Below are 14,708 nucleotides of genomic sequence, written 5' to 3'. Positions count from 1 at the left end.
CCCCACGTCGTCGACATCTGTGAATGTGACGTACGAGGTGGCCGAAGGGAGCCGATGAACGCATTGCGGAACAGTCTCGAAGCGGCAACGGCGGACGGCTGAGCGAGCCCGGACCCGCGGAATATCAGGTTCAGGACACGATGTCCTTACGACTGAACCCCCGGAAGGCCAACGCGAACAGAATCAGGGCATACGTCACCGAGACCGCCGCGCCCTTCACCATCCCGCCCCACTCCAGCTCCGGCTGGAGCGCGTCCGCCCACGCGAACTGCCAGTGCGCGGGCAGGAATTCGCGCCAGGAGCCGAGCGCGGTGACGGCGTCCAGCACATTGCCGACGATGGTCAGACCGACCGCGCCGCCGACCGCGCCGAGCGGGGCGTCCGTCTTCGTCGACAGCCAGAACGCCAGGGCGGCGGTGACCAGTTGGGAAACGAAGACGAACGCCACGACGAGCGCGAGACGCGGCACCGTGTCACCGGTCGCGAGCGCTCCCCCGGTGGGCAGTTCGAGCGGCCCCCAGCCGTACGCCGCGGCCCCCGCCGCCAGCGCGACGACCGGCAGCAGCACCATCGCGGCCAGGCTGAAACCGAGCGCGACGACGAGCTTGCTCCACAGCAGCCGCATCCGGGGCACGGGCGCGGCGAGCAGATAGCGCAGTGAGGACCAGCTGGCCTCGGAGGCGACGGTGTCCCCGCAGAACAGGGCGACCGGCACCACCAGCAGGAACCCGGCCGAGACGAACAGGCAGGTCGCGGCGAAGTTCGCGGCGGACGCGGTCGCGGTGTCCATCAGGGTGAGCCGGCCGCCGCCGTCGGGTCCGCCGTCCGGTGTGCCGCCGATCGCGAAGGCGATGATCAGGATGAACGGCAGCGCGGCCAGCACCCCGCCCATCAGCAGGGTGCGGCGCCTGCGCAGTTGCCGCATCGCCTCAACGCGCAGCGGCAGGGTGTGCCGGGCGCGGTAGCCAGGGGCCTCGACGGCCTCGGCCGCCTCCCGGACGTCGGCTGCGGAGCTCATGCGGTTCCTCCGGAGATGAGGGTGAGGAAGGCGTCCTCCAGGCGGCGGTGCGGCCCGACGCCCGTGACCGGGACGTCCAGCCGGACGAGTTCGGTGACGAGCCGGGAGGCGGTGGCGCCGTCGAGCCGGACGAGCAGCCCGCGCCCGTCATCGGTCCGGACGGCGGAGCCGATGCCGGGCAGCGCGGAGACCTTCTCCACGAGCGACTCGGCCACGTCCTCGGCGGTGGTGACGAGCAGCATGTCGCCGGAGCCGGTGATCTCGGCGACCGGGCCGGCCTGGACGAGCCGTCCCCGGTCCATGACGACGAGGTGAGTACAGGACTGTTCGACCTCGGACAGGAGGTGGCTGGAGACGATGACGGTCCGTCCTCCGGCCGCGTACCGGATCATCACGTCCCGCATCTCCCGGATCTGGGGCGGGTCGAGGCCGTTGGTCGGCTCGTCCAGGATGAGCAGGTCCGGCATCCCGAGCATGGCCTGGGCGATGGCGAGCCGCTGCCGCATGCCCTGCGAGTAGGTGCGCACGGCGCGGGCCAGGGCGTCGCCGAGCCCGGCGATCTCCAGGGCGTCGTCGATGTGCGAGTCCTCGGCGGGGCGGCCGGTGGCCTGCCAGTACAGCTCCAGGTTGGCGCGCCCGGACAGATGCGGCAGGAAGCCCGCCCCTTCGACGAACGCCCCGACGCGGGACAGCACGGGTGCGCCGGGCCGGATGGCCTGGCCGAAGACGCGGATCTCGCCCTCGTCGGGTGCGATGAGCCCCATCAGCATGCGCAGGGTGGTGGTCTTGCCCGCGCCGTTCGGCCCGAGGAGTCCGAGCACCTGCCCCTTCTCCACCCGGAAGGACAGCTCGCGGACGGCGTACCGGTCGGCGGACTTGGCGTACTTCTTGGACAGGCCGGTGATCTGGAGCGGTACGTCGGTGAGTGCCGGGTCGGGTGCCGGGGTCGCGGTGCGGCGGCGTGCGGTGAGCAGCAGCGCGGCGGCGATGACGAGCGCGGCGGCCGGGAGCCCCCAGGTCCACCACGGGAGGGCGGAGGACGCGGTCTTCACGGCGGGCGCGGTGGGGACGATCAGCGGTCCGTCCACGCTCACGGTGTACGTCGTCGGCTCGGCCGGTGAGGCGTAACCGAGGTCGGTCGCCGACAGGACGAGGCGCAGCCGGTGCCCGGAGTCGACTTCGTGGTCGACGGCGGGCAGGGTCAGCTCGACCGGCCTGCCCTGCTGTGCGGGGGTGATCCGGTAGGGGGCGACGAGCTGGGAGGGCAGTACCTGCTGCTTGCCGTCCGGCGACACGTCGTAGACCTTGCCGAACAGCACGGCGTCGCTGCCCTCTCCGGCCTTGACGTTCACCCGCACCGTGGGTGTTCCGGTGACCCGCACGGAGGTGTCGAGCGGGGCCGAGTCGAAGCGTGCGTGCTGGCCCGGGAAGTCGATCGACAGCCCGACGCCGAGCGAGGAGAGCTGGGAGAGCCCGCCGCCCACGCCGGGCACGGCGGAGATGGCGGGCGGACTGGCCCCGGCAGGATTACGGAACGTCTGCGTCCGCCCGTCGAGTCCGAATTCCCGGCCGCCGCTGCGCAGCCCCGGGTAGGTGTCGCCGCTCGCCCCGCGCTGGAGTGCGGCGCCGTCGGTGGAGTCGATTCCTCCGGTACGGGTGACCCGGAAGGCGGGCCCGGTGCCGGCGCCCTTGTCGTCCTTGAGATAGCGGTCGAACCAGTCGCCGACCCGGTTCTGGATCCGGTCGCCCTCCCGGTCGCCGCCGTCGTGCCCGCCCGCGATCCAGTCGACGGACACGGGGGCGCCGTTGGCCTTGATCGCCTTCGCCATGGCGTCGGCCTGGCCGAGTGGGAAGAGGGAGTCGCTCTGCCCCTGCACGACGAGCGAGGGCACGTCGATGCGGTCGGCGACGGCGACCGGTGACCGCGCGGTCAGCAGTTCGCGCGCGGCCGCGTCCGGCTTCCCGCTGACGGCGACCCGCTCGTACATCTCGCAGAGCTGCTTCTCGAACTTCTCGCAGCCTCCCCCCGAGGTGACGAAGATCCCGGCCCAGAGCTTCTTGAACACCCCGTCGGGGAAGAGCGCTTCGGCGAGGTTCCAGTAGGTGATGACGGGGGCGATGGCGTCGACGCGCCGGTCGTACCCGGCGGCGAGCAGCGAGACGGCCCCGCCGTAGGAGGACCCGGTGACTCCGACGCGGGGGTCGCCCCTGCCGTCGAGTTCGACCTCGGGCCGGGCGCCGAGCCAGTCGATGAGCCCGGAGACGTCCTTGACCTCGCGGTCGGGGGCGTTCAGCGAGATCTCCCCGCCGGACTTCCCGAACCCGCGGGCGGACCAGGTCAGCACGGCGTACCCGTCGCCCGCCAGCTTCTCGGCCTGGGCCCGCACATCGGCCTTGCTGCCGCCGAAGCCGTGCCCGATGAGCACGGCGGGACGGCGCTGCGAGCCGCCGGACGTGAAGTACGACGTGTCGATGGACACCCCGTTCATCCGCATCATCCGGTCCTCGCGGTGCACGGCCGGCGCACTGTCGTCGGCGACCGCGGTCCAGGTACCGGCACCCGCGAGCACGACGAGCGCGGCGACGACCGCGGCCCACCGGCCACGTTTGCGGGGCAGTCGGCGCCGCCATCGAGAAGTAGGGGTCTCCATGTCTACGACCCTAAACGGACGGTGCCACCGCTCACCCTGCCGCCGGGGGGAGGTACCGGGCCTCCCTGAGAGGTACGGGGCGGGGGCGTCGTACTCCGGACGCGGTACACGGAGCCGTATCCGGCCTCTCCCGACACCTCCTCCCTTCTGCCCGCCCGAAGCACCGGACAACCCTGTGGCGAAGGCCCGCGGCGGCCTGGCACCCTGCCTCCATGGATCACCCCGAGGTACTTCTCATCGGCGGCCGCGCGGGCGCCGGAAAGACGACGGTGGGCTGGGAGGTCTCCGACCGGCTGCGCGCCGCCGGAACCGCGCACGCGGTCATCGAGGGCGACTGCCTGGGCCAGGTCCATCCGGCTCCGGCCGGGGACCCGCGCCGCTCGTCGCTCACGGAGGCCAACCTGACGGCCGTGTGGCGGAACTACGCGACGCTCGGCTATCGCCGCCTGATCTACACGAACACGGTGAGCGTGCTGGCGGACGCGGAGGGGATGTTCGTCCGCGCCCTCGGCCCCGGCGTACGAATCGTCCGGGTCCTGCTCACCGCCACCGACGCGACGGTGCACGGGCGTCTGTCGGCCCGGGAGATCGGCTCGGGCCTGGACCGGGAACTCGCGGGCAGCGCCCGCAAGTCCCGCCTCCTGGACGACCAGGCTCCGCCCGACACGGTACGGGTCCCGACGGACGGCCGGCCGGTCCCGGAGATCGCGGCCGAGATACTGGCGGTCACGGGCTGGTCCGCGGCTCCGGACGGGGCGCGCTGAACCCCACGAGCGGCGTCTCCTCCGGCAGCAGCCCGGCCGCCCTGTCCTGCTCCCCCGCCCGGAGAAGCCCGTGGATCTCGCGCGCGAGCGGGGTCACGTCCCTGACGGCCACGATCCACTCATCGGCGTACCGCCCCGCCGCCTCACCGCTCAGACCCAGTTGGAGGGAGCGGTACGGGAGCGGATTGAGGTGCAGGTCGCGCTCGGGGTCCCACTGCACCCGCGCGGGCGCACGCCGCAGGCTCCGCCGCCAGGTGGCCTGATCGGGGTGAACGCCCCTTACGTAGTGCGAGAGTTCGGCGTTCTCCAGCGCCCACGCGAAGCCGTCGCGGGTGATCTCGACGGCGAGAACGGTCTCCTGCCCCTCCTTCGCGCCCCAGCCGCAGCGGTACATCATCCACAGGAAACTGGGCTTGGTCAGTTGACTGCACTAGCTCAGGCCACGGCTCGACTCCGGGACCTTGGTTCAAGAGCATGCGGGGGTGCATGAAGCTCCTTCGATTCATCGAGATCTGATTGACGGCCGGGTACGGCTGCCCCGGATGGGGGCGGTGGTGGACGGCGAGTCGCCTTCGTTGCCGTGGCGGGTGGTGGATGCTGCTGGTCGGGAGATCGAGCCGGTCAGCAGTTACCTCCGGGACCGGATGCTGGGCGATGTCAGCCCGCTGACATGTCGCAGCTACGGCTTTGACCTGTTGCGCTGGTACCGAGTGCTCTGGGCACTGGATGTGGGCTGGGAGCAGGCCACCGAGGCGGAGACCGCCGCGTTGGTGGGCTGGCTCCGTTCGGCTCGCAATCCACAGCGCCAGCGCCGGGCCGGTGGCCACCGGGCCGGGACGGTGAACCCGAAGACGGGCAAGCCGACGCTTCGGGCCGGGTACGCGCCGGCGACCATCGCTCACAACCTGTCGGCAGTTCATGGGTTCTACGCCTTTCACCTGCATTTCGGTCGGGGTCCGGTGGTAAACCCGGTGCCCGAGAACAGGGCACGCCGTGCTGCGCTCACGCATCTGTCGCCCATCGAGGCCCGCGCCGCGTATCGGCGCGGCCGGCTGCGGCCGAAGGTGCCTGCCAGGCAACCGCGGGCACTGCCCGATCACCAGTGGGACGAACTGTTCACGCAGATGAAGTGCGCACGGGACCGGGCATTGCTGTCCTGCTACGTCTCGTCTGGCGCCAGAGCCTCCGAACTGCTCGGGGTGGAACTCGGAGACGTCGACTGGACCAAGGGCCAGTTGTGGGTGATCTCCAAAGGCAGCCGGGCCCGACAACCGGTTCCGGTATCGCCCGAGGCCCTCGCCCACCTCGCCGCCTACCTGGAGGATGCCGGGCTCCCACCCGACGGCATGCCGCTCTGGCGCACCCGCCGCGGCCAGCCGAGACCGCTGACCTACTGGGCGGCCCGCCGCATCATCCAGCGCGCAGACGAAGCGATCGGGGCGAACTGGATGCTGCACGACCTGCGGCACACCGCCGCGACCCGACTCGCCCGCGACCCGGAGCTGACGCTGGTAGAGGTGCAGACAATCCTGCGACATGCCCATATCAGCACCACGGCCCTCTACACCGTGGTCGGACTGGACGACCTGGTGGACAAGCTCGCAGAGCACTACGCACGGCCGGTCCAGCCGGCCACGTGGCCGCAGCGATACGAGGCGAGCGACATCGAGGCGGTGTTCGGTGCCGGGCGCTAAAGTCGGCGACAGCCTGCGGCTTCAAGGCCCGACGACCAACCGGGTCCGCCGCCATGAGAGCGCCGAAGGCCGGGTGTCGACCGGAAACTTCGAGCCCACTGCCATCATTCCCGCCCCTCCGCCATGCCCGATGCGGCCGCCTCGCTCGCTTGGGGACTTCGCGACGGCCTCGGTCGAGGAGATCACCGAGGTGGTCATCGGACACTTCCTGCCCGCCGGCTCCAAGACGTGGCGAGCACGTCAAGAAATGCAGGAGTTCCTCGGCTACCTGACCGGATTTCCCGGGGATACCTGGCAGGAGCGCTGGGAAGCGGCCGGCCACGATGCGGGCATTCCCGTCGGCCGGGTCGCTGGGGACGACCGTGCCCTGAGTCGTCGGCTGAGCGCGGCGGCGGGCCGTTGCTTCGCCATGCGGTTGATCCGACCCACGCTGCTGGGCCTGCGCTCCAACACCTTCACCCGCTACACCCCGTGGTTCCGCAGCATCGCGAATGATCCGTGGCTGGAGGAGTTCTGCGAGCGTGTCGATCAGCTGCCCGTCGGCTCCTCCCGTCGTGGCCGGGCGAAATCCGACGTCTGCTACGCGTTGACGGTCTTCGGGATCGACCTGGACGGGCTCACGCCCGAGGCCCTGCTGCACTACGCCGTCGAATGCCGAGCCCATGCTCTGGCCGGGGAAGACGCCGAGTCGGGCACCTTCTCCGGCACACTGGCTTGGCCGGTGTTGCACGACATGGGGCAGTTTCCGCGCTCCGCTCCGCGAACTCTGCGGGCTGCTGTCACCCGGGGGCAGTTGTCGATCGAAGAAGCCGTAGACCGCCATCAGCTGCGCAACCGCGAGGTGCGGGACCTGTTGGTGGAGTACGTACGCCGCCGCTCCGCCGAGCTGGACTACTCGACCCTGCGGCACCTGATCACCCGCCTGGTCAAGACGTTCTGGAAGGTGATCGAGGAGATCAATCCCGAGCAGGCCGACCTGCGGCTGTCGGAGGAGACCTTCACACAGTGGAAGGAGAAGCTGCTGGTCCTGCCCGGCGGCAAGCCGCGCCTGGACATGGACGGCCCGCTGCTGGCGGTCCGGTCCCTCTACCTCGACCTTCACACCTGGTCCGTCGCCGAGCCCGAGCGGTGGTCGAAATGGGTCGCGCCCTGCCCGGTCCGGGACGCCGACCTGCGCCACTTCCAGCTGCGCCGGCGCCGCCTGAACGAACGGATCGCCAACCGCACGCGAGTCCGTCAGCCGCTGCTGCCGATCCTCTCCCAGCACGTCAACGACACCTGGCACCAGCGCAGAGAGCTGCTCAAGGCCGCGCAGAGCGTGAACCCCGGCGAAGAGTTCGTTCACGACGGCACCACGTGGCTTCGGGTGTCCTGCAACGAGCGTCACAACCGGCCCCCGGTCCGTGTGGTCAACCGCACCACCGGCGACCTCGTACGCGTCTCCCAGGACGAGAACGCCGCGTTTTGGCAATGGGCCGTCGTGGAGACACTCCGGCTGGCCGGCCTGCGCGCCGAGGAACTCACCGAACTGAGCCACCTCAGCGTCCGGCAGTACCAGCGCCCGAACGGCGAGGTCGTCGCGCTCCTGGTCGTCAGCCCGTCCAAGAGCGACCGTGAACGCGTCATCCCCATGTCGGCCGAGCTGTTCCACGTCATCGCCCAGGTCATCCGCCGCCACCGCGAGGAACACGGCACCGTCCCGGTCTGCGCCCGATACGACCTGCATGAGAAGGTTTGGAGTGAGGAGCTGCCCTACCTCTTCCAGACCGTCCACAGCAGCAGCCAGCGCGGTATGTCCAGCACGACGGTGTGGCGCATCGTGCGACGTGCGTGCAATGAGCTGGCCGCCACGCACCCGGAGTTCGCCAACGTGCACTTCGCCCCGCACGACTTCCGACGGCTGTTCGCCACCGAGCTGGTGAACAACGGTCTGCCCATTCACATCGGCGCCGCCCTGCTCGGGCACCTCGACATCCGCACCACCCGCGGCTACGTCGCGGTCTTCGACGAGGACGTCATCAGCCACTACCACCAGTTCCTCGCCCGACGCCGAGGCACGCGACCGGTCGAGGAGTACCGGGAGCCCACCCGCGACGAGTGGGAGGACTTCCAGGAGCACTTCGACAAGCGCCGGGTCGAACTCGGCTCCTGCGGCCGTCCCTACGGCACCCCGTGCGCGCACGAACATGCCTGCATTCGCTGCCCGATGCTCAGCATCAACCCGAAGATGCTGCCCCGCCTCAACGAGCTGGAGGAGGACCTCCTCGCCCGCCGCAAACGAGCCGTCGAAGAGGACTGGCGAGGTGAGATCGAAGGCCTCGATCTGACGCTCACCTTCTTGCGGAGCAAGCGCGAGCAGGCCCGCCGCTTCCAGCGCAACGATCCTGTCTCCCTCGGAATGCCTCCGATCCCGCATCAGAAACCCCAGGCCACAGAGAGGTAAGCAGCACTGCGAACACCAGAAACGCGGCCTGGTTCAGAATCAGGCGCATGGATGTTCCCAAGCTGCTGGAAGCCGCTTCCCTGCTCGTCCCCGAGGAAATGGCCACCGAGAACGACATCACGGTGGCCGACGTCTGGGAGTACCTCACCCACGACGAGTGGGAGGTGGCCCTTGACCTGCTGGAGGAACTCGGAGACGTCCAACCGCTTCCCCTGAGTTTCTGGGAAACCCTGGCCACCGCTGCCGAACAGATGCGGCTGGAGACGAGCGCGGCCTGGTGCCACTGGCGCTGCTACGAAACCCGCAACGGCATCATCCGGGCCGACCTCACCCTCCGCCCGGCCGCCGAGGCCCGACGGCAGACGCCCATCTCCGGCGCCGGCGTCCTGCGACCGATGTGGAACATCGGAAACCGAACCCCGACCGGCGAACCGGCCCTCAACATCGCCATGCTCTGGGTTGAGCGCACGCCCTTCCTCGAACCTGGCGGGCGAGCCTCGGTGCGACTCGCGCCCCTTGACCCTCAGCAGTGGCAGCACCTTGAGCCCGGCCAAGTGATCACCATGCACGAGGACCGATCCGTGGCCGGGACGGCAGTCGTCCTGGAGGTTCAGCGACCCTGCGGCCACGCCCACGGCATAGAGTCGAACGATCAGTAACGACCGCGGGAGGGGAACATGGCGGAGCGGAGTTGGGAGCTCAGACAGGGTGAGCGGCTGGTGGGAACCTTGGCCCTCGAAAGCGGCGACATGTTCTGGTCCGACTGTCGCTTCGAACCCGGCCCAGCCTGGGAAGGGCTTGCTCCCCTGTTCGCCGCTTCCCGTGATGCCTGGCGCCGTGGTGACGAGGATGCGGCCTTGGCCGCAGACGAAACGATCTACGCCCAGAACCTCGTCCTCGTTCCAGACAGCGGCGGAGCCCCGATCACGGAGTTCCTGATTCGGATCGAGGGGGAGGTCGCCCGATTCCGTCACTGATCCGGCGCAGTCACGCTCCTTCGGACTTCTAACGCCCGCGTTGGTGCAGAGAAGATCCACGTCATACGGTCCCGCTTCCAGCCCACGGGAAACCGCCCGTACCGCGCGGCGGGCAGCCCGATGGAGGGCCGGTACGCCTGGTAGACGGTGACGGTGGAGGCGGTGTGCCGGGCGCGGATCTCGTATCGGGGTGTCGCGTTCATGGCGCCCAGGGTGCGCGAGCCAGGCGCCGGCCCGCACCTCGTTTTCCCCCGCCCACGGGCGCCGTCATCCGAGGTGTGGCGACGGACGGGCCGGGTTTGCGACATGTTGCAGCGCTGGGCGAGCCGGGTTTGAGTCCGCCCGGCTCGCCGTCGCATTGCCTTCAGGGTTTTGTGCCAGATCAGCTCTGGACTCCCCCAACTGTCGAGGATCAAGCGCCAATGCCCCGCACACACGCCCCAAAGGGCACCGACTCGGCCACGGCCATGCGTTGATACTCGATGAACGGTTCCGCGTCGCCCTCGTACACTTCGCGGCTGGTCTGGCGACCATCGGGCTCATAGTTCATGAGCACCACTTCAGCCCGGTCGAACATCCAGAATTCCTGGACCCCGGCCAAGGGATTCGTCCGCTCCGTCCATGACCGTACGAGAGGTGCCGGTCGTCGTCCACGCGGCGTCGCCCGTATGCGCGTTGTCGCATAGAACCGGCCCCGTCGGCCGTGGTCGACGGGGCCGGAAGGCCGGGCCTCAGTGGTTGCGGGGGAAGCCCAGGTCCACGCCCGAGGGGGCGTCCGCCGGGTCGGGCCAGCGGGTGGTGACGACCTTGCCGCGGGTGTAGAAGTGCACGCCGTCGTTGCCGTAGATGTGGTGGTCGCCGAAGAGCGAGTCCTTCCAGCCGCCGAAGGAGTGGTAGCCCACCGGCACCGGGATCGGCACATTGACGCCGACCATGCCGGCCTCGATCTCCAGCTGGAAGCGGCGGGCCGCTCCGCCGTCGCGGGTGAAGATCGCGGTGCCGTTGCCGAACGGCGAGGCGTTCATCAGGGCCACGCCCTCGTCGTACGAGTCCACGCGCAGGACACACAGGACCGGGCCGAAGATCTCGTCCTTGTACGCGTCGGAGTCGGTGGAGACGTTGTCCAGGAGCGAGAGGCCGATCCAGTGGCCGTCCTCGAAGCCCTCCACCGTGTGGCCGGTGCCGTCGAGGACCACGTCGGCGCCCTGGGCGGCGGCGCCCGTGACGTAGGAGGCGACCTTGTCGCGGTGGGCGGCGGTGATCAGGGGGCCCATCTCGGACGCGGGGTCGTTGCCGGGGCCGATCTTGATCTTCTCGGCGCGCTCGCGGATCTTGGCCACCAGTTCGTCGCCGATCGCGCCGACCGCGACGACCGCCGAGATCGCCATGCAGCGCTCGCCCGCGGAGCCGTACGCGGCCGAGACCGCCGCGTCGGCCGCGGCGTCCAGGTCGGCGTCCGGCAGGACGAGCATGTGGTTCTTCGCGCCGCCGAGCGCCTGGACGCGCTTGCCGTTGGTGGAGGCCGTGGCGTGGATGTAGCGGGCGATCGGGGTGGAGCCGACGAAGGAGACCGCGGCCACGTCCGGGTGGGCCAGCAGGCCGTCGACCGCGATCTTGTCGCCGTGCAGGACGTTCAGGACGCCGTCGGGCAGGCCCGCCTCGGCGGCCAGCTCGGCCAGCAGGTTGGCGGCCGACGGGTCCTTCTCGCTGGGCTTCAGCACGAAGGTGTTGCCGCACGCGATGGCCAGCGGGAACATCCACATCGGCACCATGGCAGGGAAGTTGAACGGCGTGATGCCCGCGACGACGCCGATCGACTGGCGGATCGAGGAGACGTCGACCCGGCTGGAGACCTGGGTGGACAGCTCGCCCTTGAGCTGGGTGGTGATGCCGCAGGCCAGCTCGACGATCTCCAGGCCGCGGGCGACCTCGCCCAGCGCGTCGGAGTGCACCTTGCCGTGCTCGGCGGTGATCAGCGCGGCGATGTCGTCGCGGTGGGCGTCCAGCAGCGCGCGGTAGCGGAACAGGATCGTGGTGCGGGTGGAGAGCGAGGACGTGCCCCACGTCTCGTACGCGGCCTTCGCGGCGGCGACGGCGGCGTCCACCTCTTCGATCGAGGCCAGCGCGACCCGGGTGGTGACGGCACCGGTGGCCGGGTCGGTGACCGGGCCGTAGTTGCCCGACGTGCCCTCGACGGTCTTGCCACCGATCCAGTGGTCGACGGTCTTCGTCATTGCGTACTCCTTCATGCCTTCAGAGGTGGCGGCGTCGGGCTGCGACGTGGCGGTCGTACTCTTCGCGGGCCTTGACCGCGGACGAGCGGGTCGCGGTCTCGGCTACCGGAACATCCCACCACGCCTGTGCCGGAGGGGGGCCCGACACTGTGTCGGGCGTTTCGGTCTCGACGTAGACACAAGTGGGGCGGTCCGAGTCGCGGGCCTCCGCGAGCGCTTCCCGCAGGTCGTCCACGGTGGCGGCGCGCAGCACCCGCATCCCGAGGGAGGCCGCGTTGGCCGCGAGATCGACGGGCAGCGGGGCCCCGGTGAAGCCGCCTTCGGCGTCCCGTTGGCGGTAGGCCGTGCCGAGGCGTTCACCGCCGACGGACTCGGAGAGCCCGCCGATGGAGGCGTAACCGTGGTTCTGGAGGATGACGACCTTGATGGGCAGGCCCAGCTGTACGGCGGTGACGATTTCGGTGGGGTTCATCAGATACGTACCGTCGCCGACGAGCGCCCAGACCGGGCGGCCGGGGGCGGCGAGCTGCACGCCGATCGCGGCCGGGATCTCGTAGCCCATGCAGGAGTAGCCGTACTCGACGTGGTACTGGTCGCGGGAGCGGGTGCGCCAGAGCTTGTGCAGGTCGCCGGGGAGCGAACCGGCCGCGTTGATCAGGATGTCGTCCTCGGTGACCAGGGCGTCGAGCAGGCCAAGGACCTGGGCCTGCGTGGGGCGCGCACCGGGGGCGGGGGTGGCGAGGGCGGCGTCCACCCGGTGCTCCCAGTGCTCCTTGGCGTCGGTGTACGCGGTCTCGTACGCCGGGTCGACCCGGTATCCGCGTCCGGCGAGGGCCTCGCCGAGCGCTTCGAGGGAGGTGCGGGCGTCGGCCACGAGGGGCAGCGCGGCCAGTTTGTGGGCGTCGAAGCCCGTGATGTTGAGGTTGAGGAAGCGGACCGCCGGGTTGGCGAAGAGCGTGCCGGAGGCGGTCGTGAAGTCGGAGTAGCGGGTGCCGATCCCGATCACCAGGTCCGCGGCGCGGGCCAGTTCGTCGGCGGTGGCGGTGCCGGTGTGGCCGATGCCGCCGACATCGGCCGGGTGGTCGTGGCGCAGGGTCCCCTTGCCCGCCTGGGTGGAGGCGACCGGGATACGGGTGGACGCGGCGAAGGCGGCGAGGGTCTCCTCGGCGGCGCTGTGGCGGACGCCGCCGCCCGCGACGACGAGGGGGCGGCGGGCGGTGCGCACCGCCCGTACCGCCTGCTCCAGTTCGTACGCGTCGGGTGCGGGCCTGCGCACGTGCCAGACCCGCTCCGCGAAGAACTCCCCCGGCCAGTCGTACGCCTGCGCCTGCACGTCCTGCGGCAGCGCGAGGGTGACCGCCCCCGCCGTGGCCGGGTCGGTGAGGGTCCGCATCGCCTGGAGGGCGGCGGGGATCAGCGCCTCGGGGCGGGTGATGCGGTCGAAGTAGCGCGAGACGGGGCGCAGGCAGTCGTTGACCGAGACGTCGCCCGCCTGCGGGACTTCGAGCTGCTGGAGTACGGGGTCGGCGGGCCGGGTCGCGAAGGTGTCACCGGGGAGGAGGAGCACGGGCAGGTGGTTGACGGTGGCCAGCGCGGCGCCGGTGACGAGGTTGGTGGCGCCGGGGCCGATGGACGTGGTGACGGCGTGCGTGGAGAGCCGGCCGGACTGGCGGGCGTACCCGACGGCGGCGTGCACCATGGCCTGCTCATTGCGCCCCTGGAGGTACGGCATCCGGGAACCGGTCTCCAGCAGTGCCTGGCCGATTCCGGCGACATTGCCGTGGCCGAAGATGCCCCAGGTGGCGCCGATCAGCCGCTGTCGCCGGCCGTCGCGCTCGGTGTACTGGCGGGCCAGGAACGCGACCAGGGCCTGAGCCGTGGTCAGCCTGCGGGTGCTGCGGTCGCTCCGTGACGTCACTGGGCATCCTCCGGGCCGTAGAGCGGGAGTCGGGGGTCCACGGGCTGGTCCGGCCAGGTGTCCCGGATCCAGCCGTGGTCGGGATGGTCGCGGATCAGCCACTCGCGCTGCTGCCCCGGACCCGCCATCACGTTCAGGTAGTACAGGGTGCGGCCGGGGGGCGCGATGGACGGGCCGTGCCAGCCGTCGGGGATGAGGACCGCGTCGCCGCCGCGGACCTCGGCCAGGACATCCGTACCGCCCTCGCGGGACGGGGACACCCGGTGGTAGCCGAGCCCGTCCTTCTCCACCTCGAAGTAGTAGATCTCCTCCAGCACCGACTCCACGCCCGGCCGGTGCTCGTCGTGCTTGTGGGGCGGGTACGAGGACCAGTTGCCGCCGGGTGTGAGGACTTCGACGGCGATGAGCCGGTCGCAGTCGAACGTGTCGGCCGCGGCGAAGTTGTTGACCTGGCGCGAGCAGTTCCCGGTGCCGCGCAGTTCGACGGGTACCTCCGACGCGGGGCCGTAGCGAGCGGGGAGTCGTCGCTCGCACTTCGCTCCTGCCAGGGCGAAGCGGCCTCCCGCGCCGGAGGCGATCTGTGCGTGGGCGTCACGCGGTAGATACGCGAAATCGGTCACACCACTGAACACGCTTTCCCGGCCCAGCAGTTCAAAGATCTCACCTGTCGTCTGCACCGTACAGCCACCGGCCAACGGCAGAACGATCCATTCGCTCTCCCCGGTGACAAGCGTGTGAACACCTCCGGGCTCCAGTTCAAGGACCCGCAGACTCGACCAGCCCCAGCCGGCGCTCTCCGGGCCGATGTCGAGGGCGTAGGGGCCGCTCGCCGCGCTGCCGGCCCGCACATGAAGGTCGTGCACATGACCGGCTTGCGTCCGAGGGTCATTCACCTGGGGGTCGTCCACCTGAGGGCCGTTCACCTGGCCGTCGTGCACTTGGGGGTCGTGGTGCCGGTCGCGGTCGCGGTGCGTCGTCGTCATGCCCGGTTCCTACCCTTCGGCACCCG

10 protein-coding genes and 3 pseudogenes are annotated in these 14,708 nt (G+C 70.4%); 5 read left to right on the top strand and 8 right to left on the bottom strand.

Annotated features, from left to right (window positions below; translation table 11 throughout):
• Nucleotides 1-130: 130 nt before the first annotated feature.
• The gene (locus OG413_RS17930; protein ID WP_266806758.1) at nt 131-1,018 is read right to left on the bottom strand and encodes an ABC transporter permease; all 888 of its coding nucleotides are present in this window, start codon (nt 1,016-1,018) and stop codon (nt 131-133) included.
• Nucleotides 1,015-3,669, bottom strand: a complete 2,655-nt coding sequence (locus OG413_RS17925; RefSeq protein ID WP_266806756.1) for an alpha/beta fold hydrolase — start codon at nt 3,667-3,669, stop codon at nt 1,015-1,017. Before OG413_RS17925 ends, OG413_RS17930 begins: the two co-directional genes overlap by 4 nt.
• A gap of 212 nt (nt 3,670-3,881) precedes the next feature.
• On the opposite strand from OG413_RS17925, the gene OG413_RS17920 reads away from it, so the two are divergent.
• Nucleotides 3,882-4,433, top strand: coding sequence for a zeta toxin family protein (locus tag OG413_RS17920; RefSeq protein ID WP_266806754.1), 552 nt, complete (start codon nt 3,882-3,884; stop codon nt 4,431-4,433).
• Here OG413_RS17920 and OG413_RS17915 read toward each other — a convergent pair.
• Nucleotides 4,396-4,857: pseudogene (locus OG413_RS17915) on the bottom strand (DUF4291 domain-containing protein); the annotation flags it as partial. The gene OG413_RS17920 and the pseudogene OG413_RS17915 sit on opposite strands and share 38 nt — an antisense overlap.
• A gap of 220 nt (nt 4,858-5,077) precedes the next feature.
• On the opposite strand from OG413_RS17915, the gene OG413_RS17910 reads away from it, so the two are divergent.
• The 4 genes from OG413_RS17910 to OG413_RS17895 all read left to right on the top strand — a co-directional run bounded on the left by OG413_RS17910 (nt 5,078) and on the right by OG413_RS17895 (nt 9,547).
• Nucleotides 5,078-6,127 carry a tyrosine-type recombinase/integrase gene (locus OG413_RS17910; RefSeq protein ID WP_266810219.1) on the top strand — a complete coding sequence of 350 codons (1,050 nt, stop codon included), beginning with the start codon at nt 5,078-5,080 and terminating at the stop codon, nt 6,125-6,127.
• Between the two features lie 130 nt (nt 6,128-6,257).
• Nucleotides 6,258-8,570 carry a site-specific integrase gene (locus OG413_RS17905; RefSeq protein WP_266806752.1) on the top strand — a complete coding sequence of 771 codons (2,313 nt, stop codon included), beginning with the start codon at nt 6,258-6,260 and terminating at the stop codon, nt 8,568-8,570.
• 47 nt (nt 8,571-8,617) lie between these two features.
• Nucleotides 8,618-9,229, top strand: a complete 612-nt coding sequence (locus OG413_RS17900; protein ID WP_266806750.1) for a hypothetical protein — start codon at nt 8,618-8,620, stop codon at nt 9,227-9,229.
• An 18-nt stretch (nt 9,230-9,247) separates the two neighbouring features.
• Nucleotides 9,248-9,547: a hypothetical protein gene (locus OG413_RS17895; RefSeq protein WP_266806748.1), complete on the top strand. Its 300-nt coding sequence runs from the start codon at nt 9,248-9,250 to the stop codon at nt 9,545-9,547.
• A 53-nt stretch (nt 9,548-9,600) separates the two neighbouring features.
• Here the strand turns inward: OG413_RS17895 and OG413_RS17890 are convergent.
• The 5 genes and pseudogenes from OG413_RS17890 to iolB form a co-directional block, all read right to left on the bottom strand.
• Nucleotides 9,601-9,750 (bottom strand): annotated as a pseudogene (locus OG413_RS17890) (DUF4291 family protein); the annotation flags it as partial.
• Between the two features lie 209 nt (nt 9,751-9,959).
• A pseudogene (locus OG413_RS17885) lies at nt 9,960-10,166 on the bottom strand (DUF6879 family protein); the annotation flags it as partial.
• A 112-nt stretch (nt 10,167-10,278) separates the two neighbouring features.
• The gene (gene mmsA / locus OG413_RS17880) at nt 10,279-11,781 is read right to left on the bottom strand and encodes a CoA-acylating methylmalonate-semialdehyde dehydrogenase (protein ID WP_266806746.1); all 1,503 of its coding nucleotides are present in this window, start codon (nt 11,779-11,781) and stop codon (nt 10,279-10,281) included.
• Between the two features lie 19 nt (nt 11,782-11,800).
• Nucleotides 11,801-13,699, bottom strand: coding sequence for a 3D-(3,5/4)-trihydroxycyclohexane-1,2-dione acylhydrolase (decyclizing) (gene iolD / locus OG413_RS17875; protein WP_266806744.1), 1,899 nt, complete (start codon nt 13,697-13,699; stop codon nt 11,801-11,803).
• Nucleotides 13,696-14,682 (bottom strand): 5-deoxy-glucuronate isomerase, encoded by a 987-nt coding sequence (gene iolB, locus OG413_RS17870; RefSeq protein ID WP_266806742.1) that lies wholly within the window; start codon nt 14,680-14,682, stop codon nt 13,696-13,698. The genes iolD and iolB overlap by 4 nt, the downstream gene beginning before the upstream one ends.
• Nucleotides 14,683-14,708: the final 26 nt, after the last annotated feature.

Source organism: Streptomyces sp. NBC_01433, from assembly GCF_026340105.1.
Classification (GTDB): Bacteria; Actinomycetota; Actinomycetes; order Streptomycetales; family Streptomycetaceae; genus Streptomyces.
Note: the sequence above shows the minus strand (reverse complement) of the source record. Positions and strands in the feature narration are given on the sequence as shown.